This is a genomic window from Gemmatimonadaceae bacterium (genome assembly GCA_035533015.1).
GTDB lineage: Bacteria > Gemmatimonadota > Gemmatimonadetes > Gemmatimonadales > Gemmatimonadaceae > JAGWRI01.
In genome coordinates this window covers 44,557-67,560 of sequence record DATLUQ010000051.1, presented here as the reverse complement: position 1 = coordinate 67,560, position 23,004 = coordinate 44,557, and the positions used below count along the sequence as shown (strand labels likewise).

Annotated in this window: 19 protein-coding genes; 12 read left to right on the top strand and 7 right to left on the bottom strand. The window is 65.8% G+C overall.

All coding sequences use genetic code 11. The features are described 5' to 3' along the window. Positions 1 to 513, top strand: a complete 513-nt coding sequence (locus VNF92_10190; protein ID HVA58248.1) for a hypothetical protein — start codon at positions 1 to 3, stop codon at positions 511 to 513. 10 nt (positions 514 to 523) lie between these two features. Beyond that, positions 524 to 1,258: a 4'-phosphopantetheinyl transferase superfamily protein gene (locus VNF92_10185; protein ID HVA58247.1), complete on the top strand. Its 735-nt coding sequence runs from the start codon at positions 524 to 526 to the stop codon at positions 1,256 to 1,258. A gap of 9 nt (positions 1,259 to 1,267) precedes the next feature. Here the strand turns inward: VNF92_10185 and leuS are convergent, their stop codons facing one another. Continuing rightward, positions 1,268 to 3,775: a leucine--tRNA ligase gene (gene leuS, locus VNF92_10180; GenBank protein ID HVA58246.1), complete on the bottom strand. Its 2,508-nt coding sequence runs from the start codon at positions 3,773 to 3,775 to the stop codon at positions 1,268 to 1,270. Positions 3,776 to 3,938: 163 nt separating this feature from the next. Between leuS and VNF92_10175 the strand changes: the two genes are divergently transcribed. Then, positions 3,939 to 5,723: a methyl-accepting chemotaxis protein gene (locus tag VNF92_10175; GenBank protein ID HVA58245.1), complete on the top strand. Its 1,785-nt coding sequence runs from the start codon at positions 3,939 to 3,941 to the stop codon at positions 5,721 to 5,723. 3 nt (positions 5,724 to 5,726) lie between these two features. On the opposite strand, the gene VNF92_10170 is transcribed toward VNF92_10175, so the two are convergent. Next, a complete protein-coding gene (locus VNF92_10170; protein ID HVA58244.1) occupies positions 5,727 to 6,812 on the bottom strand; it encodes an alanine--glyoxylate aminotransferase family protein in 1,086 nt (361 codons plus the stop codon). A gap of 67 nt (positions 6,813 to 6,879) precedes the next feature. Further along, positions 6,880 to 8,085 carry a N(4)-(beta-N-acetylglucosaminyl)-L-asparaginase gene (locus tag VNF92_10165; protein HVA58243.1) on the bottom strand — a complete coding sequence of 402 codons (1,206 nt, stop codon included), beginning with the start codon at positions 8,083 to 8,085 and terminating at the stop codon, positions 6,880 to 6,882. 176 nt (positions 8,086 to 8,261) lie between these two features. On the opposite strand from VNF92_10165, the gene aspA reads away from it, so the two are divergent. From aspA to VNF92_10135, 6 genes are all read left to right on the top strand, one after another. Next, positions 8,262 to 10,130: an aspartate ammonia-lyase gene (gene aspA / locus VNF92_10160; GenBank protein HVA58242.1), complete on the top strand. Its 1,869-nt coding sequence runs from the start codon at positions 8,262 to 8,264 to the stop codon at positions 10,128 to 10,130. Between the two features lie 31 nt (positions 10,131 to 10,161). Beyond that, complete coding sequence (locus VNF92_10155) at positions 10,162 to 10,548, top strand: hypothetical protein (protein HVA58241.1); 387 nt, start codon at positions 10,162 to 10,164, stop codon at positions 10,546 to 10,548. 190 nt (positions 10,549 to 10,738) lie between these two features. After that, positions 10,739 to 12,001 carry a cytochrome c oxidase subunit II gene (gene coxB / locus VNF92_10150; protein HVA58240.1) on the top strand — a complete coding sequence of 421 codons (1,263 nt, stop codon included), beginning with the start codon at positions 10,739 to 10,741 and terminating at the stop codon, positions 11,999 to 12,001. Between the two features lie 20 nt (positions 12,002 to 12,021). After that, complete coding sequence (gene ctaD, locus VNF92_10145; GenBank protein HVA58239.1) at positions 12,022 to 13,875, top strand: cytochrome c oxidase subunit I; 1,854 nt, start codon at positions 12,022 to 12,024, stop codon at positions 13,873 to 13,875. Positions 13,876 to 13,954: 79 nt separating this feature from the next. Then, positions 13,955 to 14,626: a cytochrome c oxidase subunit 3 gene (locus tag VNF92_10140; GenBank protein HVA58238.1), complete on the top strand. Its 672-nt coding sequence runs from the start codon at positions 13,955 to 13,957 to the stop codon at positions 14,624 to 14,626. A gap of 10 nt (positions 14,627 to 14,636) precedes the next feature. After that, the gene (locus VNF92_10135; protein HVA58237.1) at positions 14,637 to 14,996 is read left to right on the top strand and encodes a cytochrome C oxidase subunit IV family protein; all 360 of its coding nucleotides are present in this window, start codon (positions 14,637 to 14,639) and stop codon (positions 14,994 to 14,996) included. 87 nt (positions 14,997 to 15,083) lie between these two features. On the opposite strand, the gene VNF92_10130 is transcribed toward VNF92_10135, so the two are convergent. Beyond that, positions 15,084 to 15,575: a hypothetical protein gene (locus tag VNF92_10130; GenBank protein HVA58236.1), complete on the bottom strand. Its 492-nt coding sequence runs from the start codon at positions 15,573 to 15,575 to the stop codon at positions 15,084 to 15,086. A 59-nt stretch (positions 15,576 to 15,634) separates the two neighbouring features. On the opposite strand from VNF92_10130, the gene VNF92_10125 reads away from it, so the two are divergent. Continuing rightward, complete coding sequence (locus tag VNF92_10125; GenBank protein ID HVA58235.1) at positions 15,635 to 16,906, top strand: heparan-alpha-glucosaminide N-acetyltransferase domain-containing protein; 1,272 nt, start codon at positions 15,635 to 15,637, stop codon at positions 16,904 to 16,906. Between the two features lie 71 nt (positions 16,907 to 16,977). After that, a complete protein-coding gene (gene dacB, locus VNF92_10120) occupies positions 16,978 to 18,537 on the top strand; it encodes a D-alanyl-D-alanine carboxypeptidase/D-alanyl-D-alanine-endopeptidase (GenBank protein HVA58234.1) in 1,560 nt (519 codons plus the stop codon). Positions 18,538 to 18,578: 41 nt separating this feature from the next. Here dacB and VNF92_10115 read toward each other — a convergent pair whose 3' ends face one another. Beyond that, positions 18,579 to 19,730, bottom strand: a complete 1,152-nt coding sequence (locus tag VNF92_10115; protein ID HVA58233.1) for a saccharopine dehydrogenase C-terminal domain-containing protein — start codon at positions 19,728 to 19,730, stop codon at positions 18,579 to 18,581. Positions 19,731 to 19,855: 125 nt separating this feature from the next. Between VNF92_10115 and VNF92_10110 the strand changes: the two genes are divergently transcribed. Next, entirely contained in the window at positions 19,856 to 20,308 is a 453-nt protein-coding gene (locus tag VNF92_10110) for a CoA-binding protein (protein ID HVA58232.1), read from the top strand. Positions 20,309 to 20,324: 16 nt separating this feature from the next. Here VNF92_10110 and VNF92_10105 read toward each other — a convergent pair whose 3' ends face one another. Next, complete coding sequence (locus VNF92_10105) at positions 20,325 to 21,956, bottom strand: M1 family aminopeptidase (protein HVA58231.1); 1,632 nt, start codon at positions 21,954 to 21,956, stop codon at positions 20,325 to 20,327. Then, positions 21,953 to 23,002: a serine/threonine-protein kinase gene (locus VNF92_10100; protein HVA58230.1), complete on the bottom strand. Its 1,050-nt coding sequence runs from the start codon at positions 23,000 to 23,002 to the stop codon at positions 21,953 to 21,955. Before VNF92_10100 ends, VNF92_10105 begins: the two co-directional genes overlap by 4 nt. Between the last annotated feature and the right edge of the window lie 2 nt (positions 23,003 to 23,004).

Here is a 23,004-nt window from a genome sequence, read left to right as displayed (position 1 = left end):
ATGCGCCGATTCGGGATCACTGGTGCTCTGCTGCTCTTCGCCGCGTCCAGCGCGGTTGCGCAGGGCGGACTGTCGGCGGGCCATCTGGGGGCGGCGTTCGGCGTCAGCCTTCCGACCAGCTCGCTGTCGCACGAACACTCCGCGGGATTCAACCTCGCCGCCACCGCCGAATACCGGGCACCGCTTGAGACGGTGGGCGTGCGGGGAGAGCTGTTCTACGAGCACTTCGCCGCCAAACCACAGGCGGTAGGCGCCCACTCCGTCCAGGCCACGGCCGCCATCGTGAGCGCCGTATACCATATCCAGGGGGTATCGTACCACCCGTACCTGATCGGCGGCATGGGGCTATACCACGTCACCGCGAGCGGTACCAATCCCGGCTTCAACGGCGGGTTGGGAATCGAGATTCCGCTCACCGGAATGACGGCGTATTTCGAGGCCCGGTTGCACAAGGTCCTCACGAATGGTAGTTCCTACCTGTCCCTGCCCATCACGTTCGGGTTGAGCTTCTAGCCCTCCACGCATGCCCTCCACCACACCGGATCCCCTTCCCGCCCTCTCCGCCACCGACATCCACGTGTGGCATGCGACCCTTGCGGCCACCCCGGAGAACCTCTCCAGCGCCGCCGAGATGCTCCCGGCCCATGAGCGTGAAAAGACCGCGCTCGTAGCGAGCGAAGCCCAGCGGGCGCGGCTCACGCTGTCGCGCGCCTGGGTGCGCGACATCCTGGCTCGGTACCTGAGCGAGGCGCCTGCGGACATCACCATCCGGCGCTCGGCGCGCGGCAAGCCGCAGGTCGTGGCCAAGGACACCGATGCGCCGCTTCAGTTCAGCGTATCGCACTCGGCCGATCACATGCTCGTGGCTGTCACGCGCTCCGACGATGTGGGGGTGGACCTCGAGCGCATGACGCGGCTGGCCGATGTGGAGCGCATCGCGGCGCGGTTCTTCGCGCGCGGCGAGTACGACGCGCTGCTTGCCCTGCCCGCTGAGCAGCACGCCGACGCGTTCTTCCGAGCCTGGGTCCGCAAGGAGTCGGTGGTGAAGGCGCTCGGCACGGGCATCGCTGCGGCCTTTGACGGCTTCACCGTATCGCTCGGCAAAGAGGTGCAGCAGGAGGTCGACGTCACGGGGATCACCGGCGTCGACCGACAACACCTCTGGGTGCGCCTACTCGACATCGGACGCGTGGATTATCTGGCGGCTGTGGCCTTTTCGCAGCCCGACTCCCAGGTCCGTTACGCCGAGTGGACCTGACCGCCAGCCCTACACTACCAGATTGAGCAGGCGGTTCTTCACGTAGATCACCTTCCTGGGTGATCCCGTAACGAATTTGGCGATGTTCGGCTCGGCCAGGGCCGCTTCCAGCGCCGCCGGCTGCTCAGCGTCCTTGGGCACCTGGACGGTGCCGCGGGTCTTGCCGTTCACTTGGACGGCCACGGTCACCGATTCCTCGGTTGCCAGAGCGGCGTCGAATGCGGGCCAGCCGTCGTCGAACACGCTACGCGCATGGCCAAGGATTTCCCACAACTCTTCGGCCACGTGCGGCGCGAACGGCGCCACGAGTTGCACCAGTGGTTCCACCTCGCGCACGTGGGGTGTGCGGTCGTGGGCGCGGATCGTGTTCACGCACTCCATCATCGCGGCCACGGCCGTGTTGTAGCTGAGCGCCGGGATGTCGTCGGTCACCTTGCCGATCGTCTGGTGCACCTTGCGCATAACGGCGGGGTCGGCTTCGCCGTCGCGCGCCGCCTCGTGCACCGACGTCCACAACCGGTCGAGGAACCGTCGCACTCCGGAGATGCTCTGATCGCGGAAGTCGCCGCCCTCTTCGTACGGCCCCAGGAACATGAGGTAGGTGCGGAACGAGTCGGCCCCCCACCGCTCCACGTATTCGTCGGGGTTCACCACATTGCCGCGGCTCTTCGACATCTTGGCGCCTTCGCGCACAATCGTGCCGTGGGCCCGAAAGCGCGTGAACGGCTCCTCGAAGCCGAGCAGCCCGGCATCGTGCAGCACCATCGTGATGAAGCGCGAGTACAAGAGGTGCAGCACGGCGTGCTCGTTGCCGCCGATGTACGAGTTCACGGGCAGCCAGTGCCTGGTGATCTCGGGGTCGAAGGCCACGTCGTCGCGATCGGCGCTGGGATAGCGCAGGAAGTACCACGAACTGTCGAGGAAGGTGTCCGACACGTCCGTCTCGCGACGCGCCGGCGCGCCGCACTGCGGGCACGACACACGGTACCACGACGCGTCCCGGGCCAGCGGCGAGACGCCCGAGTCGTCGGGGCGGAAGTTCTCCAACGGCGGCAGCACCACCGGGAGATCCTGTTCCGGCACCGGCACCGGGCCGCACGCGTCGCAGTAGATGATCGGGATGGGCGGGCCCCAGTACCGCTGCCGCGAGATGCACCAGTCGTGCAGCCGGTAGTTCACCACCGCCCGTGCGGCGCCGTGCTCCGTGAGCCACTTCACGATGGTGAGCTTCGCCTCGGGCACGGTGAGCCCATTGAATCTTCCCGAATTCACCAGAACGCCATTCACGTTGTCGGTGAACGCGGCGTCCATCGGGGGGGCCGTGTCGTGCGGGTCGGCGCCCACCACGCGCACGATTGGCAGCCCGAACTTGAGGGCGAACTCGTGATCGCGCTCGTCGTGGCCCGGCACAGCCATGATCGCGCCGGTACCGTACTCCATCAGCACGTAGTCGGCCGTCCAGATCGGAATCGGCTCACGGGTAGCCGCGTTGATCGCGTACGCGCCCGTGAACACGCCCGTCTTGTCCTTGTTCACCTTGCGGGTGACGATGTCCTGCTTGGCGGTGGCCGCACGGTAGGCTTCGACCTCGACGCGCTGTTCGTCGGTGGTGACGAGATCGACCAGCGGATGCTCAGGCGCCACCACCAGGAACGTCGCGCCGAAGATCGTGTCGGCGCGCGTGGTGAACACGCGGATGTCCACCGGCGTCGAAACCACCTCGCCGCTCAGCCCGCCGCCGCTGACCGTTGCGCTCCCCGCGAACTCCATCAGATCCTGCACCCGAAACGCCAGTTCGGCACCCTCCGACTTGCCGATCCAGTTGCGCTGCGCCGTCTTGGTGCTCTCCGACCAGTCGAGCGCGCCGAGGTTGTCGAGCAGGCGCCCCGCATAATCGGTAATCCGGAAGAACCACTGCTCCAGGAACCGCTGCTCCACCAGCGTGCCGCACCGCTCGCACGCGCCGTTGATCACCTGCTCGTTGGCCAGCACGGTCTTGTCGTACGGACACCAGTTTACGGCCGCCTGCTTCTTGTACGCCAGCCCGCGTTTGTACAGCTGCAAGAACAGCCACTGCGTCCACTTGTAGTACGACGCATCGGTCGTGGACAGCTCGTAGCGCCAGTCCACCATGAGGCCCGCCCGGCGCAGCTGACGCCGGAAGTTGGCGATGTTGCGTGGGATCAGCTCCAGCGGATGCACCCCGACTTTGAGGGCGTAGTTCTCCGAGTGGATGCCGAACGCGTCGTAGCCCAGTGGCTCGAACACGGTGTGGCCGCGCATGCGCTGGTAGCGGCCGTGAATGTCGTTGCCGGTGAACGCGAACAAGTTCCCCACGTGCAGCCCCTCAGCCGACGGATAGGGGAACATCATGAGCGTGTAGTACGGATTCGCGCCTGAGAGGTCGGTGTGGTTCGTGCCGCGCTCGTCCCAGCGCGCCTGCCACTTCCGTTCCACAACGGTAGGCTCGTACGCGGCCGGAAGATCGGTCGTAGGCGTGTGATTCGTATCGGTCATTCGTTCGGGGCGGCGCACCGCGATCCCGCAGGGGCGGGTCGGAGCGGGCGCCAAAGAGGCGATGGCCAGGGGTTTCCGCAATTTACTTGGCCCCAGAGGGCAAACAAGCCAGATTGGGGGGGGTGCCCGGCGCGGGGTACCGCGCGTCCACCCACCAGCCCCGATGCCCCCTTCACGTCCGCCCTCGCCCACGCCCGTGACCACGGGAGCCACGCCGGAAGCGTTCGCGCCCGGAAGCGCGCTCTCCATCCGGTTCGTGCCCCTCACGGCGCTCGCCGCGGCATTGATCCTCGTGACCCTGGGAATGGTCGTCAGCGGCGAGGTCGCGTCGGCGCTTCGTGGCCGGGCGGACGGGCACCTGCAGACCGTAGCCAAGCAATACGCGGCGCTGGCGCAGGTGGCGGCGGCAACCCGGCCCCAGGCCAGCCCCGACCTCACCGCCGATCCGGCTCTTCGAACCACCCTCCAGGATGTGTTCGCGACGGCGTCGGCCTCGGAGATCGAAGTAGAACTGGCCGACTCGGCGGGCCATCCGCTCATCAGTTCGCGCGACGCGACGAGCAGTGATCTGCAGGCGTTCGCGAGGGCCGCGAGCACCGGCGGTGACACCGTCTTCACCGTAGTCACGTCGCGCGGCCAGGAGCGCGTGGCGCTGGCCACCGCCAACCTCGGCCGGTGGGTGGTGCTCGCCCACGAAACGCCCGCCACCGCCACGTATCGCGACGTCCGCGAGACGATCGTCGCCGTTGGTGCTTTCCTCTTCCTGATCATCGTCGGCATCGGATTCGCCGTCGAGCGGCTGGTGAACCAGCACATCCGCCGCCCGGCCATGGAACTCGCGGTGCTCGCCGAAGCCGTGGCCGCCGGCAATCTCACCGCGCGCGTGCCCACCGTGCGGTCCACCGACGAGATCGAGCGGCTGGCGCGCGCACTGGGCGCGATGGTCGGCGAACTCGCGCGGCTCGCCCGGGTGCTCAGCGCTTCGGCTGGCGACACGGCCACGATGTCGGTTCAGATCACCGCCAGTTCGGAACAGATGGCGGGCTCGGCGGCCCAGATCGCACAGACAGCCAGCGACCTCAGCAAGCAATCAGAGCAGATGGCCGAGTCGGTGCAGTCGCTTGCCGCGTCGTCGGACAGTCTCGGACCGCTCGTCGAGCAACTGAACGCCGGCGCGCATGAAGGTGTAGAGCGGAACGGGCGCCTGCGCGAGCTCGCGCTGGAGAACCGGCGGCTGATGGATGACAGCACGAACGCGCTCGCTACACTCACCAGCGACGTGGCCGCCACCGCCGCGACGGTGCGCGCTTTGGTGGAGGCATCACAAGAGATCCGCACCTTCGTCGCGCTGGTACAATCACTGGCCCGCCACTCCAAGCTGCTCGCCCTCAATGCCGCCATGGAGGCGGCCCGCGCCGGCGATCAGGGCGAGGGTTTCGCCGTGGTCGCCGCCGAGGTGCGCCGCCTCTCAGCCATGTCGTCCGACGCCGCCGAGCGCGCGCACCGCGTGGTGACCGGAGTGCTCACGGGCGTCGAACGATCGAGTGAAGGCATGGAGCGCATGGCGGCCACGGCTCGAGGCGTGCAGCGCGCCACCGAGCAGGCGTCGGCATCGTTTGCGCATCTCGAGGCGAGCGTGGCCGAATTGGAGACGTGGACGTCGTCGATCGAGCGCACGGCGGCCGGCACCGACGCGCTGGTACGCGACATGAGCGAGCGACTGGTGATGATCACCCGCGGAACGGAGTCGTTTGCCGCCGCCATGCAGCAGGTGGCTGCGGCAAGCGAGGAGCAGAGCGCCAGCACGCAGGAGATCGTGGCGGCGGCCGCCACCATGGCGCACGCCGCCGAGCGCCTATCGACGCTGGTGTCGAACCTGCGCATCGGCAGGAGCAAGCGCAGCGAGGGCACGCCCGCGCGGGGCACTGCGCCGGGGCGGACGAGCTGAGCGCTAACGCCGCGAACGAAGTATCTCCCCCATCGTGGCGAGTAGGCGCTTCACGCCTTCGACGGTGTGATCGCCCATGTGGCCTATGCGCACCGAGGTGCGCTGCAGATCACCGTGGCCGAGGCCGATCACGTACCCCTGCTCGTTGAGCGCGCGCACCATCCGCTCGGGTTGGTCGCACAGGTAACAGGTCACCGACGGCGACCGTTCCCCTTCGCGCGCCAGAATCTCCAACGACAGGTCGGACCCTCCGTCAGCCACCACCCACTCCCAGCATGCCTGCGCCATCTGCGCATGCCGGTTGAACCGGGCGCCGAACCCCTCCAGCTCGATGTCGGCCAATTGCCGGTCCAGAGCGTACAGCAACGCAATCGACGGTGTAGTCGGGCTCTGTGATTTGTGCCAGAAGTCATCGTAGCGCACGAGGTCGAGCGTGAAGCCGCGGTCGAACAGCGTGCGCGCGCGTTTCAGCAGCCGCTCCGACGCCGCCGCGAACGCCAGACCCGGCGGCAGCGCGAGTGCCTTCTGCGACCCGGCGAACACGAAGTCGGCGCCCCATGCGTCCATTTCCACCGGCATGGCGCCTACGCTCGTCACGGCGTCTACGAGCAACATGGCGTTCGACGCCTCGCGGACCGCCCGTGCGATACCGGTCACGTCGCTCAACGCGCCGGTGGACGTCTCGGAGTGCACCACCGTCACCGTATCGTACGCGCCCTGTTCGAGCGCCAGGCTCACCTGCTGCGCTGACACGGTCTCCCCTGGCTCGGCGATCACGCGGGTAACCTCGCGCCCGGAAAGTTCGGCGATCTCGGCGAACCGCTCGCCGAACGCGCCGCACACCAGGGAGAGCACGCGTCGCATACTCCCGCAGCGAATGCCCATTTCCATGGCCGACGTCGCCGATCCGTTCACCACGTAGACTGGCCGCTGGGTGCCGAACAACGGCTGCAGCCGCCCGTGGACGGTGCTCATGAGCAATTCCATCGCGGCGCTGCGGTGCGGAATCATCGGGTGCAGCATGGCCTCCAGCACCTCGGCCCGCACCGCAGTGGGCCCCGGCAGGAAGAACCGCTCGTCGCACGACATCAGCCCACCACGGCCGAGGCCGCGCCCGGCCTCCGGTCGAGGCGCCCCAACGTCGTCTGGCGATCGCTCATTTCGGGATCACGAGCGTCCCCGACATCGGGTGCCCCTTGGGCCGCTGATCGGCCGTGTACATGTACGCGAACGGTTCGAAACGCGGCCCCCGCTCGTCGCACACCGCGAACATCGTCGGCCGGTCGGGATTCGCGCTCTGATACGCGCAGGCCGCCGCGTATTCGCCCTTCTTGTTCACGGCGTAGTACTCGAGGTCGAAATAGGGACGGCCGTGCTCGTCGAGCAGTCGCGTTTCCGTCATCTCCACCACGCGCTCCATCACCTTCATCACCGCCTGCGAGGGAGACATCCCCTGCCGCATGAACTCCACAGCCAGGAAAGAACCGCACACCTTCATGTTGGCCTCACCGCGGCCTGTGGAGCCTGCCGCCCCCACCGTGTTGTCGCAGTACTGGCCCGCCCCGATGATCGGCGAATCGCCCACCCGCCCCGGGATCTTCCACGACAGCCCGCTCGTGGTGGTCACCGACGCGATGTCCCCGCTGGCCGTCACCGCATTCATGTTGATCGTGCCATAGGTGTGCGGCACACCGTGCGCGTCGTAGGTCACGTGCATCGATGGCGATTCGTCGTCGCCTCCGCCGCGTCCGGACCCCCGCGGAGGAAGATCGAGCCAGTTATCGTTGGGATTGAGATCGGCCTTCCACCGCAACCAGTCCCGGCGGCTCTTGTCGGTGAGCAGGTTTTGCGTCTTGAACCCCATCTCCACGGCGAACCGCCGCGCCCCCGCGCCTACCAGGAAGATGTGATCCGTGTAGTCCATCACGGCCTTGGCCACGGCCGCAGCCGTCGCCACGTCCTCCAGACACCCCACGGCGCCCGCCCGTTTCGTGGGTCCGTGCATGCACGACGCGTCGAGCTGCACCACGCCGTCCTCGTCGGGCAGTCCGCCGAGCCCCACCGACTGGTCGTCCGGGTTCAACTCGACGATGCTCACGCCGGCCACGATCGCATCGAGCGGATCGGCGCCGCCCACGAGCAGGTCGTACGCGACCTTGATGCCTTGCTTCCCGTCGGCGTCCTTCGTGAGCCCGTTGCTCGCCGAGATGATCACGGGCCGCGACGCCGGCCCCGGTGATCCAGGGGCCGACCGGTCGACAACGGACGAGATCACCGGTTCGGCACCGCCGATCCGGGGGAGCGCGAGGCCGGCCGCTGCCGCAGCGCCCGCACTGATGAAGTCACGACGGGAGATCGACACGATACTTCCTCCAGAATATGACGGACGTTCGAGCAATCTTACGCGGTTTCTCGCCCCAATACGAGAGGTGACCCCCCTCGGCGGCGGGTCCCCCGTCGTCCGCCTGCGGAGGCCCGTGCCGGTGGCCTCGGGCGTTCGCTACCGGGCCCCGTACACAGCGCGTAGCTTACGGTCCTATGACGCGCCCCACCCGGCAGGACCAAGTCAAGAACGTCGCATTCTTCCAGAGTCTGCCCGAATCGCTCCGCTGGCATCTCATTCGGGCCGGGGTTCCCACAACCTACGAGCCTGGCGCCATGCTGTTCCGCGAGGGCGAACCACGCGAGTTCTTCGCCGTGCTGCTCGCCGGAAGTGTGGCCATCGAGCAAGCCAACAACTCCACCCCGCTCGCCACGCTCGGTCCGGGCGAGGTGATCGGCGAAGGGCTGCTGCTCGACGATTCGCCCCACGGTGTTTCGGGGCGGGCCCTGGTCAAGACCGAAGCCCTGATGTTCCGCAAGGACGTGGTCGAGCCGCTGCTCAAGGACACGCCGGCGCTGCATGCGGCGCTGGTCACCCGGGCCGCGCGCGCCATCGCCCAGCGTCTGAAGGCCGCAGACGCCACCCTGGCCGGACGCGGCCGGGCCCTTGGCTTCACGGGCGGCCAGACGCGGCGCGAGCACGACCTGCTCGGCGAGCGCGACGTGCCCGCTGACGCCCTGTACGGCGTGCAGACGCTGCGCGCGCTGGAGAACTTCCCGATCACCGGCGTTCCAATCCGCGAATTTCCGTCGCTGGTCGAGGCCCTGGCCGCCGTGAAGGCCGCCGCCGCCCGAGCCAACGCCGACCTCGGACTGCTACCGCGCGACGTGGCCCATGCCATCGATGAGGCAGCCATGGAGATCCGGGCCGGGCGCCACCACGAGCACTTCATGGTGGACGCCATCCAGGGCGGCGCCGGGACGTCTACCAACATGAATGCCAACGAGGTGATCGCCAACCGCGCGCTCGAACTCATGCACAAGCCGCGTGGCGACTACGCCGTGGTGCACCCCAACAACCACGTGAATCTCAGCCAGTCCACCAACGACGTCTATCCGACGGCGGTGAAGGTGGCCCTCCACACCAGCATTGAGGGACTCCGCGCCGCGATGCGCGACCTCGTGAACGCTTTTCTCGCCAAGGCTGACGAGTTCTCGCCGTTCATCAAGATGGGTCGCACTCAGCTGCAGGACGCCGTGCCGATGACGCTCGGCCAGGAGTTCGCCGCCTTCGGCCATACGATTCTCGAAGACGTGGACCGCCTGGGCGAGGCTCAGGCGCTGATTCGCGAGATCAACATGGGGGCGACGGCGATCGGCACTGGTATCAATGCCCCGCCAGGCTACGCCGAGAAGGTGCGCGAGCATCTCTCCCAGATCACCGGGCTCTCGCTCATCACGGCGCCCGACCTGGTGGAGGCCACCTCGGACACGGGAGCCTTCGTCCAGCTCTCCGGCGTCCTCAAACGCTGCGCCGTCAAACTCTCCAAGATCTGCAATGACCTGCGGCTCCTCAGTTCGGGACCGCGCACCGGACTCGGCGAGATCAACTTGCCGGCCATGCAGCCCGGCTCTTCGATCATGCCCGGCAAGGTGAACCCGGTGATCCCCGAGGTCGTGAACCAAGTGTGCTTTGACGTCATCGGCGGTGACGTGACGGTGACCATGGCCGCCGAAGCCGGTCAGCTGCAGCTCAACGTGTTCGAACCCGTGATCGCCTACCGGTTGCTGCGTAGCGTCGATACGCTGCGCAACGCCTGCGTCGTACTCCGCGAGCGGTGCGTCACCGGCATCACGGCCAATCCGCAGCGGATGCGCGACTTCGTCGAGCATTCGATCGGGATCGTGACCGCCCTCGTGCCGGTCATCGGCTACGACAAGGCCACGCAGATCGCCAAGGCCGCGCTCGACACGGGCCGCGGGGTCACCGAGTTGGTCCTCGAGCAGAAACTGCTCACGCGCCAGCAGATCGACCGGATTCTCGATCCGGAGCGGATGACCGCCCCGCGCGCCACCAAGGCGTAGCCCCTCTTTCTCCCGATCCCCGCGGCATCCCATGGCTGGACTCAAACTCGACGGCGCCGGTCAGGCGAAACTCAAGACGCTCGACGATGCGACCACCATCCTCCACCGCATCCACGGTCTCGTGGAGCAGTACGCGCTGGCAGTGAAGCGCCAGACGCCCACGAGTCCCTACTTCAACAACCTCAAGCGGCAGCTCCCCGCCCTCGGCGGCTTGCTCAAGGGCCAGTTTGGCGTCATCTCTGATCAGGTGTTTGCGATCACGCTGGCGATCAGCCGCGGCTCCAGCGAGCCGACGCGCATCCGGCAAATGCGCGAGGGGGTGGCCCAACTCACCCAGGCCCTCGAACTCACCGCCAAGCAAGTGGTCGAAAAACATTCCATCCACGACGAAGAGCAGCCCGACCACGCTGGCGGCTAGAAGTTCCGGTCGGCTGTGCCCGACGGGCACCCCGCCGTTTGTTCCCGCAGAATCGCGGCGCGCGGGGGGGGGACACCGAAAATCGCTTGATTTAGCCCTGGGCAATCCGTAGGTTGCCTCTGCTGTTTTTCACCCGCTTGCGCTCCCTCGGCCGGAGCGCATTTCCCACTGTCGGTACAAGGACCCCCGCATGGATCCACATTCCCGCCCGCGTCGGCTGACTACCGCCGCGCTGACGGCCGTGCTCGCAGTGCTGCTCGCTGCATGCGCCCCCGCACATCCCAACTCGATCTTCACGCACCATACGGAGTTCAATCGGGATATCGGACACTTGTTCGACATTCTGATCTGGCTCGGATCGTTTGTGTTCGTGTTCGTCGAAAGCATCCTGCTCATCGCGCTCATCAAGTTCCGGAAGCGCGAGGGCCAGCCGCCGCCGCAGCAGGTCCACGGCAACACGAAGCTCGAGATCCTCTGGACGTCCATTCCGGCCCTTATTCTGGCCATGATCGCCGTACCCACGGTGCGGACGATCTTCAAGACGGAGGCGCCGGCAGCCCAGGACGCCCTCCAGGTCACCGTCACTGGCCATCAGTGGTGGTGGGAGTTCCAGTATCCCCAGTACGGGATCACCACGGCCAATGAACTCTACCTGCCGATCGGCCGCACGGTGAACTTCACGCTCAGGACGGCCGACGTGATCCATTCGTTCTGGATCCCTGAGTTGGGCGGCAAGCGCGACCTGATCTCAAACCACACCAACTACCTGTGGTTCACTCCCGATTCGGTCGGCGACGACGTGTTCAACGGCTTCTGCGCCGAATTTTGCGGCACCTCACACGCCAACATGCGGTTCAAGGTGTTCACGGTGGCACCCGCCGAGTTTGCGGCGTGGACGCACAATCAGGAGCAGCCCGCCGTCTCGCTCCTTCCCGACACGACGAAAGCCAAGACGCCAGCCATGGCCAAGGGAGCAGCGATCGCCTCGGCCATGCCGGTCGCCCAGGCCGCACCGGCCACCGCGAGTTTCGTGAGCTTCCCGCGGGCGAATATTCCGAGATACGCTGTTCCCGCGACACCACTTCCGCCGGGGATGACCTTCGACCAGTCACTCACCGGCGATCCGCTGGAAGGCGAAAAGCTCATCTCGGCCGGGCAGAGCATGTGCCTCGCCTGCCACACGATCAAGGGCAACCCGATGATGCAGGCGATTCTCGGGCCCGATCTCACGCACATCGCCTCGCGGACCACCATCGCCGCCGGCCTGTACCCGAATGACAAGCAGCACCTCGAGCTGTGGATCAAGAACGCCCGCGTCATGAAACCGGGCGTGATCATGTACACGCTCGGCAAAGGCCAGATCGACCCCGCCACCGGAAAGCCCACGACCATGGGCAACCTGACCGATCAGCAGATCGCCGACATCGTCGCATATCTGCAGACCCTGAAGTAACCGCACGGAGACGCTGACGCATGGCCACAACCGCCGCCGCCCCGCCCTACGTTTCGACGCACGAAGCGTCCAACACGGGAATCTGGAGCTGGCTCACCACTGTTGATCACAAGCGGATCGGGGTGCTGTATCTCGTTACCGCGCTGACGTTCTTCCTGATAGGCGGCCTCGAAGCCGAGATCATCCGTGCCCAGCTGATGCACCCGAACGGAACCGTCGTCTCGGCGACTACGTTCAATGAGCTGTTCACGATGCACGGTACGACCATGATCTTCCTCGCGATCATGCCGTTGTCGGCCGCCTTCTTCAATTTTCTGATCCCGCTGCAGATCGGGGCCCGCGACGTGGCCTTCCCGCGGCTCAACGCGTTCAGTTACTGGGTATTCCTGTTCGGCGGCATCTTCATCAACGTGTCATGGCTCGTGGGCGCCGCCCCCGATGGCGGCTGGTTCGGCTACGCACCGCTCACCACCATGCAGTTCAACCCCGGCCTCAACATCGACTTCTGGGTGCTCGGCATCCAGATCCTCGGCGTTTCCTCGCTGGCCGCAGCGTTCAACTTCATCACCACGATCATCAACATGCGGGCGCCCGGCATGCAGCTCATGCGCATGCCGATGTTCACCTGGATGGCGTTCATCGTGCAGTTCCTGCTCGTCCTGGCCTTCCCCGTGATTACGGTCGCCCTCGTGTTCCTGCAATTCGACCGCTTCTTCGGCACCCAGTTCTACGAGTTGGCAGCCGGCGCCGATCCGCTCCTCTGGCAGCATCTGTTCTGGATCTTCGGCCACCCCGAGGTCTACATCCTCATCCTGCCAGCGTTCGGCCTCGTATCCGAGGTGCTCCCCACGTTCTCCGGAAAACCACTGTTCGGGTACCCGGTGATGGTGTACTCGGGCATGCTGATCGCCTTCCTCGGCTTCGGCGTATGGGCGCACCACATGTTCGCCGTCGGCCTCGGTCCGATTGCCGACACGGTATTCGGCGTGACCACGCTCCTCATCGGCATTCCGACGGGAGTGAAGATCTTCAACTGGATCTTCACAATGTGGGGCGGCAACGTGCGCTTCACGGTGGCCTGCAAATTCGCCATCGCGCTCATCGCGCTCTTCACCATCGGCGGGATTTCCGGTGTCATGCACGCGTCGCCGCCCGCTGACCTACAGCAGACCGACAGCTACTTCGTCGTCGCCCACTTCCATTACGTGTTGTTCGGCGGGTCGATGATGGGCATTTTTGCCGGCATCTACTACTACTATCCGAAGCTCACCGGACACCTGATGAGCGAGAAGCTCGGCAATTGGCATTTCTGGCTCACCTTCATCGGGATGAACCTTACCTTCTTCCCGATGCACTTCTCTGGTCTCGCCGGCATGCCGCGCCGCATCTACCGCTACGACGCCAACCAGGGCTTCGATACGTACAACCTGATGTCGTCGTACGGCGCCTACCTGCTCGGCTTCGCCACGCTCCTCTTTGTCTGGAACTTCGTCCGTAGCCGCAAGAAGGGCGCCGTGGCCGGCCACAACCCGTGGAACGCCCCCTCGCTGGAATGGTCGCTCCCGTCGCCCCCACCCGACTACAACTTCGCCACGATCCCGACTGTGTCCTCACGCTATCCCCTGTGGGACCACAAGGGCAACGTGCCGGAGTTCCATGACGGAGATCGGATCAAGACGGCCAAGGAACTTGGCATCCCGATGCCGTTCCCGACCATAAAGCCGCTATTCACGGCCCTGTTCATGACCCTCATGTTCTCGGGCCTCCTGTTTATCCACAAGAACAACTGGCCGATGGCCTATACCTTCATATTCGGTGGCGCCGCCGGCATGGTGATCTCGCTCTACAGCTGGCTGCTCAGTCCGCTGGAATAGCCCGTCCCGGCGCGCGGGAGCATCTGCGCACCGTTCCCGATTCCTTTAGCTGTCGCACAACGCAATCACGGTTCAATCAATGGCCAATCCAGCAGCTGCAGTCGAGCACCAAGGGCACACGCCGACCACCACGGGCCTCGATCACCGCAAGGTGGCGATTTGGGCCTTCATCGGGTCGGAGTGCATGCTGTTCGCGTCGCTCATCTCGACCTACCTGATCTACAAGGGCCGCAGTGTGACGGGCCCGTTCCCGCACGAGGTATGCAGTCCGCCTGTCTGCGACACGGTGATGAAGCCGATCCTCAACATCCCCGTGACGTCGGCCTCCACCTTCGTGCTGCTCATGTCGTCGCTCGCCATGGTACTCGCGTTGGCCGCCGTCGAGAACGCCGATAAGCCCAAGCACTCGTTCGGTGAGAAGGTCCTCGGCAGCTCCAAGCTGTGGCTGTTCATGACCGCGCTGCTCGGCACCACCTTCCTCGGCTTTCAGGCATTCGAGTTCACGTCGTTCGTACATGAAGGACTCACCATCCGTACCAACCTGTTCGGATCGTCGTTCTTCACGCTCACCGGCTTCCACGGCGCCCACGTGACCGCCGGCGTCCTCTGGCTGCTCACGCTCCTCGCCATCGACTTCAAACGCGGCCTCCAACCGAAGGACGCACTGATCGTAGACATCGCCGCGCTCTACTGGCACTTTGTAGACGTGGTCTGGATCGCGATCTTCACCCTCGTGTACCTCATCCACTAACGAGACCACCATGGCTCACGATCCCTCGGCCGACGCTCACCCCACCCACGTGGACCACTCCGCGATGGGCATGGAAAAGGAGCATCCGACCTGGTCCGTGTATTGGAAGGTCGCGGTCATCCTCACCCTCATCACGATGGCCGAGGTGTGGATCTACTACATCCCCAGCTTCGTCGCATCACACCTGTTCGTGCCGACGCTGCTGATCCTGTCGGCGGTCAAGTTCGCCATCGTCGTCATGTTCTATATGCACCTGCGCTACGATCACCGGCTCTTCCGCGCACTGTTCACCGGGCCCCTGATCATCGCCATGACGACGATCGTCGCTCTGCTCTTCCTGTTCGGCCACCTGGCCATCCACACCGGATAGCCCGCCGCAGCCACCGATCGCTCCGCGAAAAAGGCCGGGCACCCCGGATGGGGCGCCCGGCCTTCATTTCATCCCGCGGCGCGGCCGCTATTCCCTGCCTTCCAGCGCGTAGATCAGCTCCGCCTTGAGCCCCGGATGGGCGCGCCACATGTACGCCCCCATCGTGATCGACGCAATCAGATTGCCCACCGCCACGTTGTACCACGCCAGCACCCCCAGCACCGGGATGCTGTCGAATGCCGAGCTGAGCCCATAGAAGCCAACCTCGAAGGCCACGAACAGGATCATCGCCCCGGCTAGCACCGTCGGCTGCTGCTCTGCCCAGTGAACGATTGCTGCGACGACGATCCCGGCCGCAATGAACGCCAGGTAGTGGAACACTGTATACCCGATCACCACCAGCAGGTCGGTATTCCCGTTGGTCGTCTGCCCGAACAGCGTGAAGAACCCGCGGCCGAGTTCGATCGGCGTCTGGAATGGATGACGCAGCACGACATCCACGATGAAAAACCAGCCGGCCACACTCGTCGCACCCAGAACACCGGCGACGCTGCCCTCGCGCAAGATATTGTTCCGCACCGGCCACCTCCTGAAGTCATTTCGGCGGGAGCCCCGCCGGGCTATACTAGTATCCCCAGATGCCGCCGATCAGTTCCCCAGTCCCCGCCTCCACGGCGCAGCCCGCGCCCCGAGCGAGCACCGCTCCCCGCGAGCGGCTGCTCTCGCTCGACGTGTTCCGCGGCCTCACCATCGCCGGGATGCTGCTGGTGAACACGCCGGGCACATGGAGCGCCATCTATCCGCCTCTCGAGCACGCGGCCTGGAACGGGTGGACCCCCACCGATCTCATCTTTCCGTTCTTCCTCTTCATCGTTGGCATCACCACCGAACTTTCCCTCTCCGCACGCCGTGGCCGTGGAGACGCCGAAAGCGATATTCGCCGCCAGATCGTTCGCCGCGGCGCCCTCATCTTCCTGTTCGGATTCCTCCTCAATGGCGTTCCGTTCTTCACCTGGTCCGCCATCCCTGGGAACCCCGATCCCACGTTCGTCCAGCGCGTCGTGGACCGCCTGTATGATTGGCGCATCCTCGGCGTGCTCCAGCGCATCGGACTGGCGTACATTGCCGCCGGCCTCATCTCGCGCCGCGCGTCGGTGAAACAGCTCGTGATCGTCGTCGCCGTCATACTCTTCGGCTACTGGTTCGTGCTCACCTGCCTGCCCGTTCCGGGTACCCACGGCACCATCGGCGCCCTGCTCCTCGACCGCCCCGAGACGACCATGGCGGCGTGGTGGGATCGGACTTTGCTCGACTGGACGCGGTTCGGCCTGGGCAATCACACGTGGGGGAACAGCTTAACCTGGGATCCTGAGGGTTTCTTCTCGACCATCCCCGCCGTCGCCACTTGTCTGCTTGGCAACCTTGCAGGCCGTTGGATCGTCAAACAAGAGCGATCCTTGCTCGACCGCGTCAGTGCGCTGTTCGCGGTGGGCGCCCTGGGTATGATGGTCGGGTTGATGTGGAACTGGGTGTTCCCCATCAACAAGAATCTCTGGACAAGTTCGTACGTCGTGTTCACCGCGGGCGTGGCGTCCGTGGCGATCGCGACGATCATGTGGATCGTCGATGTGCAGGGGGTAAAGCGGTGGACCGGCCCATGGGTCGTCTTCGGCCTGAATCCGCTCACTGCCTACGTCGGCTCGTTTTTCATGGCCCGCATGATTTACTCGGTGCTGTCCGTGCAGTACCACGGACAAACCGTCCCGTTGGAGGAGGCGATCTTCCGGTCGCTCTTTCTCTCGTGGGCGTCGCCGGTGAATGCGTCCCTCGCCTTTGCCGTGGTCTTCGTATTACTCTGGTATGGCATTCTGGTCGTGCTGCGACGCCGCAACATCATCTGGAAGGTCTGAGCCCTTCAGGCTCGCTCACACGCTCAGGCCATTCACCCGCCCGTGCGACATCCATCGGTCCCTTCGCTGACATGAAAATCGCGGTCCCTTTCGCCCTGCTGCTCGGCGGCGCCACACTCGTCGCCGCCACGCGCGCCGTTGCCGACGCGCCGAAGGGCGCGCCCACCCCGACGTCCACCGTCCCAGGGGCCAGCGCGGCGGCGCCAGCGAACTGGCGCGTGCCGGCGCGCCCCATCGCGTCTCGCGCCGCCAAGTCGAAGAGCGTCCGGGACCTCGACCTCGATCTGGACTATTTCCTCACGACCAAGGTGCGTGGCGGTCGGTGGGGCGCCATCGTCGTCTCGCTGACACGAGGTGACACGCTCTTCACGCGCAACGCCGACGAGTTGATGCAGCCCGCGTCGACACTCAAACTGTTCACCACCGGGCTTGCGTTCGATCGTTTCGGACCCAACTACCAGCTCGGCACCGATGTTCTGCGCGACACAACGATCGACCGCGACGGCACACTCCATGGCAACCTGTACCTTCGGGGCGGCGGCGATCCCTCGCTCTCCACCCGCTTCCTCGGTTCGGCCAGCTCGCCTATGGATCGCTTGGCGCAGGCCCTTGCCGCTACCGGACTTCGCCATGTGACCGGCGACCTCATCGCCGACGCCAGCGCCTTCACGGACCAGCCCATTCCCGACGGATGGAAGCACCGCTATCTCTCGGCGGCGTATGCCGCTCCCGTCTCGGCGCTTTCGCTCAATGAGAACGTCGTCTGGGTAGCCGTCTCGCCGGGCGCGAGGAGCGGCAAGGTGGTGCTCGAGCCGGCCAGCACCGCGTTCACGATCAGCAATCAGGTTACGATCAAGCCGGGCCGCACCGGCGCCTCGATCACTATCTATCGCCGTGGCGAGGGCGACATCGCAGTGCGCGGCTGGATCGGCACGCGTGCCACGACCAAGCGCTATTCCCTCGTCGTCGACGACCCGCCGCTCTTCGCTGCCGGCGCCCTCCGCGCTTCACTCGCCGCCCTCGGCATCACGGTGGACGGTACCCTCCGCGAGGCGGTGACGCCGCCGTCGGCCATCCGGATGGCCTCGCTCGAATCACCGCCGCTGGCCGAGATCGTCTCGGAGATGAACCGTGAGAGCATCAACCACGTCGCGGAGTTGCTGTTCCGCGACGCGGCGCGCGCTACGGCGCCCGACCACATCGGGTCGGTCGAAGCCGGCGAGACCGCCCTGCATACCTTCCTCACCGACAAGGTCGGTGTGCCCGCCGCCGACGTACGCGTATCCGACGGCAGCGGCCTCTCGGTCCGCGATTCGGTCACGCCCCGCGCTATGGTGAGCCTGCTCGCCTATGCGCATTACGCGCCGTGGTCGTCGGCCTTCCACGCCTCGTTGCCCGTGGCCGGCGAGTCCGAACTGCTCAAGGCCCGCATGCGGCGCACCGCCGCCCAGGGCAACCTGCACGCCAAGACCGGCACCACCAATACCGTGGCCTCGCTCGCCGGCTATGTGACCGCCGAGGATGGCGAGATCCTGGCCTTTGCACTGATCTACAACGGCGGCGACCGCTGGAATGCGCGCGCCGCCATGGACAAGACCGGCGCCGCGCTCGCCTCGTTCTCGAGAAACTGATCGGTCGGAGCTGGCCGATCGGCTAGTCGCGCCGCTGCGACTTATCGAACTTCGCGGATATCGATGCCCCGCTTGCCAAGCTCCGCGATGTACGCCTCGGCCGGCATTGCCTCATCGGGCGTGTGCACGCCCATCACCGCCACCTGCCCCCTGGCCTGCATGAGTCCGGTGATGGCCAGCGAGTAGCCCGTGGTGCGCTCCATCGCGCTGATCCCGTGCGCTTCGTCGTACCGATCCACGAGCTCCCACTCGAAGGTTTTCGGTTTCCCGTCCTTCTTCCCGGTGACGATCACGCGCAATGCCACGAGGTCGGCGCTTTCAGGCTTGGTGAGCCGCGGTCCCATGGCGGCCACCGCCACGTCGCGCGGCGACACCTGCACGCCCTTCACGTTGATCGGCTGCTGTTCCAGCAGGCCGAGGTCGCGAATCGCCTCCATGATTTTCGCATGGCCCGGATACCGGAGCGTCTTGTATTCCATCGTCGGGATCTTGCCCTCGTACCGGAACGCCATCGTCGATAGCCCGCCCGCCGTGTGGAACGCCTCCAGCGTCCCGATCGGCGACGCGAAGCTCATCGGCTCCACTTCCGACAGCGCCTTGACCTGCGTCCGTTTTCCGTTGCGCAGCACCCACGAGAGCGTGGTGTAGTAGTCGAGCACCCCTTCCAGGGAATACACGATCTGATAGTTGAGCGGTGCCTGCGGATGCTGTGGAAGCCCACCCACGAAGATCTTCACCGCATCTACCGTATCCAACTGGCGAATGCCATGCTCGGCCAGGATGTTCACCATCCCCGGAGCCAGCCCGCAGTCGGGCATCACCGAGATCTTCTTCTTCCTGGCCTCGGCGTCCAGCGCCTTTTGCTGGAAGACGATCTCCGTGTTTCCACCCAGGTCCGCAAAGTGGACACCGGCTTCCACCGCACACCCGGCCATCTCGAAGTTGAAGTAGTAAGGGATGGCGCTCATCACGGCGTCGCATCCCTTCATGGCCGCCAGCACGGCCGCCCGGTCCCGCACATCAAGCTTCACCCCCTTGAGCTTCTTGTCCGCGCCGGGTGCCGTCGCCAGGAACGCGGGCAGATCGTTCACGTGCAAGTCGGCGATGCGGACTTCGGTCACTTCAGGATCCCGCAGCAGATCGTACGCGCAGGCAGAGCCCTGGAGCCCCGCACCCAGCACGAGCATCTTCATCTATGCCATCTCCAGAAATCGGTTGGGGAGCGTTGTATTGTTCAAAGCTAACCGTTCGTTCCTTCGCCTGTCACGCCAAGCCGTCCGCAATCGGGACCCCTTGGGTCACCATTACCAAACGCCCCATGACCGATACGTCCGCCGCCTGGCGCGGCCACCTCATAGAGGACGACGCGGGACTCCGCCGTATCATCGAGCAGTCGCACCGCATCGCCGTGCTCGGCATCAAGACGCCCGAGTCGCAACAGTCCGCGTATCTCATTCCCGAATATCTGCAAAAGGCGGGATTCGAGGTCGTCCCCGTACCAGTGTACTATCCGGACGTTACCCAGATCCTGGGGCAGCCCGTATACCGCACGCTGGCGGCCGTCCCCGGCCCCGTCGATCTCGTGGACGTGTTCAGGCGCCCGAAGGACATTCCCGCCCACGTCGACGACATGATCGCCAAACACCCCAAGGCCGTTTGGTTCCAGCAGGGGATCCGTAACGACGAGGCCGCCGAGCGGCTGGCCCGCGCCGGCATCGACGTCGTGCAGGATCACTGTCTGATGCTGGAGGCGCGGCGCATCGGCCGGTGACACGCACCGGCGCGTGTCACTTCACGTCGAGGCGCGCCAGCAGCGAGACGTCCGGGTCCGCTACGAGCGTTGTGGGTGCCGAGGCGAGCGTCACGGGAATCGTCGCCGCCGTCTCCGTGAGCGCATCGACGTCGATCGTCGCCCGCTCCGTGTGACCTGCGGCATCGCGCAACTCCACCGTGAGCGGCACGTGGAAGTAGCCGAACCGGTCACCCTGGACAACCCGCAGATGAACGGCGCGTGCCGCCGCATCGTATGCCCAGGTCACCGTGAGCTCCGGATACCCGGGCCGGCGGAGCCACTGGTCGAAGAACGCTTGCAGCCGCCTCCCCGAACTCTGCTCCAGAGCGTGCTCAAGATCGGCCGAGGTCGCATTCCCGTATTCATGCGCGTGGAAGTAGATCCGTAGTCCACGGAAGAACGCACTGTCGCCGAGCGAGCGGCGCAGCATGTGCAGCACGAACCCGCCCTTCTGGTAACTGTTGGCATCGAGCAGTGCCATCAGGTTCGTCTCCGTGGTGTCGATCACGGGCCGTGTCGCCACCCGTCTATCACTCAACACACGGCGACGGATCCCGGCCATGGCCTCGCGGAACGCGCTGTCGCCGCGCGCATGCTCGGTCCACAGCGCCGAGAAGTACGTAGCAAAACCTTCCGACAGCCAGAGGTCCGGCCAATCACGCTCCGTGACTGCGTCGCCGAACCACTGATGCGCGGTCTCGTGCGAGATGAGGCCGTCGTTCATCGTGTGCCGGCGAAAGGCTTCATCCGAATAGAAGATCTCGGTGGCGTTCTCCATGCCACCGAACTGCGTGGAACTCTGCAGATGCGCCAGCTTCTCGAACGGGAAGGGCGCGATCAATTGCGCGAAGAAGGTCACGATGCTATCGGCCGCCGCGAATGGCCCCGGCATATAGTTGGCTTGTTCCGGTGCGGTGTACACCATCTGCGGCACGCACCGCGCCGAGCTGCCGTAGCCGCACGCCGTTTCCCCAAGCCGTGTTTCCACCAATGGGGCGGCCGCGATCACCATGAGATACGTGCTGATGGGATGAATCTCGTTCCACTCGGTGACCTCGCGCGGCGCGCCGCCCGGCACGAGCGGCGGCGCCGCATGCCGACCCGTCATCATGCCATTGCCCACCACCGTCTCCGACGCCGGTGCGCTCACCCACCACGACACCGTGGCCTTGTCGCTGGGCCGGTCCACGGTGGGCAGCCAGTGCCGGGCGCGGTTCGGCCAGTTGTCGCCGAAGTAGGTCCAACGGCCGGCGGTGTCGCGCCGAATGATCAGGCCGTCGTCGGGCGTGCCCCCATACACCACGCGCACGAGCAGCGTGTCATGCGTTCCCACCGGCAGCGGCACGAGCAGCCGGTCGCCGGCCCGTCGTGCGGTGACGCCGCGCCCGTCCACGAGCACGCGATCCACATCCAGCCCCGCGAGGTCGAGCGTCAGCGTGTCGGCCGGACCGCGCCGGGCTACGGTGATCATGACGGCCGCCTCGAACCGGTGGCCGCTGTCGGGAAGCGTGAGCGCGAAGTGGTAGTGGAGCACGTCCAGGAGCGGCGACGACGACGCCCCCTGCGCCCGCGCGGTTCCCCCCAACAGCGTCACCGCGGCCACCACGGACGCCCACCGGCGGATCATCGTCCGAACCCCTGGCCCATCGGGCCGACGCCCCTGCCATCGCCCGCCCCTGCGGCCAGTCCATTAGCCAAATCTAATGTCGTTCCGGGTCGCTCGTCGGGGTTGCGGGCCATGGCCTCGTTGAACACGCGCTCCACGGCCTCCGGGAAGTCGAGATCGGGGCGCATCTTGCGCAGGGGGATCGGGTCGCTGCGCAGCCGGGAGATCATCAACTCTTGCGGCGTCGGTCCCTGGAACGGCAGCCGGCTGGTGAGCATCTCGTAGGTGAGCAGCGACAGTGAATAGATGTCGGTGCGCGCGTCGAGCGGCTTACCGCGCAGTTGCTCCGGGCCCATGAACTCCGCCGTTCCCATGATGACCCCCGTGGCCGTCAATCTCTGCAGCTCGGGCCCCGCTCGCCGCCCCTTGGCCCGCCCAAAGTCCATCACCACCGGCCACTCGGTGCCGTCCGGCCGCTCATATACCATCACATTTTCTGGCTTCAGATCGCGGTGCACGATGTTGAGCTCGTGCGCCACGTGCAGCCCCGCTGCCATGCCCTGCACCAGCCGCACCGTCTCGTCCAGCGGCACGTGCCCCACCCGGTTGTTGCGGTCCGACAGCAGTTCCCCTTCCACGAATGGCATCACCACGTATACGAGCCCGTCCTCTGTCTCGCCCACCCGGATGATGTGGCACACGTTGGGGTGCGCCAGCCGCATGCCGAGACCGGCTTGCCGCTTTAGCTGCGCCATCGCGCTCGAATCCTGCGACAGCGCCGCTGACAGGATCTTGATCGCGCGTGGCTGTCGCGTACCGAGCTCGGTGGCCAGGTACACGAATGACATGCCCCCCTCACCCACCTTCTTCTCGACCAGGTAGCGGCCGTCCAGCACGCGGCCCACCATCGCCGAATCCGTTGGCATCTCGCCGCCCGCCGCTGCGTGCGGTGCGGCGGCGCAAACGTTGGGGGCGGGATCGCCCGCCGCCATCAGACGTGCGCCATCCTTGGTACAGAACTGGGCGTCGGTACCGTAGTCCGTATGACAACTGGGACGGCGCTTCATCC

Excerpts from the sequence above, each read along its gene's own strand:
- VNF92_10190 (HVA58248.1), top strand. The coding sequence starts at position 1 with ATGCGCCGATTCGGGATCACTGGTGCTCTGCTGCTCTTCGCCGCGTCC.
- VNF92_10185 (HVA58247.1), top strand. The coding sequence starts at position 524 with ATGCCCTCCACCACACCGGATCCCCTTCCCGCCCTCTCCGCCACCGAC.
- leuS (HVA58246.1), bottom strand. The coding sequence starts at position 3,775 with ATGACCGATACGAATCACACGCCTACGACCGATCTTCCGGCCGCGTAC.
- VNF92_10175 (HVA58245.1), top strand. The coding sequence starts at position 3,939 with ATGCCCCCTTCACGTCCGCCCTCGCCCACGCCCGTGACCACGGGAGCC.
- VNF92_10170 (HVA58244.1), bottom strand. The coding sequence starts at position 6,812 with ATGTCGTGCGACGAGCGGTTCTTCCTGCCGGGGCCCACTGCGGTGCGG.
- aspA (HVA58242.1), top strand. The coding sequence starts at position 8,262 with ATGACGCGCCCCACCCGGCAGGACCAAGTCAAGAACGTCGCATTCTTC.
- VNF92_10155 (HVA58241.1), top strand. The coding sequence starts at position 10,162 with ATGGCTGGACTCAAACTCGACGGCGCCGGTCAGGCGAAACTCAAGACG.
- coxB (HVA58240.1), top strand. The coding sequence starts at position 10,739 with ATGGATCCACATTCCCGCCCGCGTCGGCTGACTACCGCCGCGCTGACG.
- ctaD (HVA58239.1), top strand. The coding sequence starts at position 12,022 with ATGGCCACAACCGCCGCCGCCCCGCCCTACGTTTCGACGCACGAAGCG.
- VNF92_10140 (HVA58238.1), top strand. The coding sequence starts at position 13,955 with ATGGCCAATCCAGCAGCTGCAGTCGAGCACCAAGGGCACACGCCGACC.
- VNF92_10135 (HVA58237.1), top strand. The coding sequence starts at position 14,637 with ATGGCTCACGATCCCTCGGCCGACGCTCACCCCACCCACGTGGACCAC.
- VNF92_10125 (HVA58235.1), top strand. The coding sequence starts at position 15,635 with ATGCCGCCGATCAGTTCCCCAGTCCCCGCCTCCACGGCGCAGCCCGCG.
- dacB (HVA58234.1), top strand. The coding sequence starts at position 16,978 with ATGAAAATCGCGGTCCCTTTCGCCCTGCTGCTCGGCGGCGCCACACTC.
- VNF92_10115 (HVA58233.1), bottom strand. The coding sequence starts at position 19,730 with ATGAAGATGCTCGTGCTGGGTGCGGGGCTCCAGGGCTCTGCCTGCGCG.
- VNF92_10110 (HVA58232.1), top strand. The coding sequence starts at position 19,856 with ATGACCGATACGTCCGCCGCCTGGCGCGGCCACCTCATAGAGGACGAC.
- VNF92_10105 (HVA58231.1), bottom strand. The coding sequence starts at position 21,956 with ATGATCCGCCGGTGGGCGTCCGTGGTGGCCGCGGTGACGCTGTTGGGG.
- VNF92_10100 (HVA58230.1), bottom strand. The coding sequence starts at position 23,002 with ATGAAGCGCCGTCCCAGTTGTCATACGGACTACGGTACCGACGCCCAG.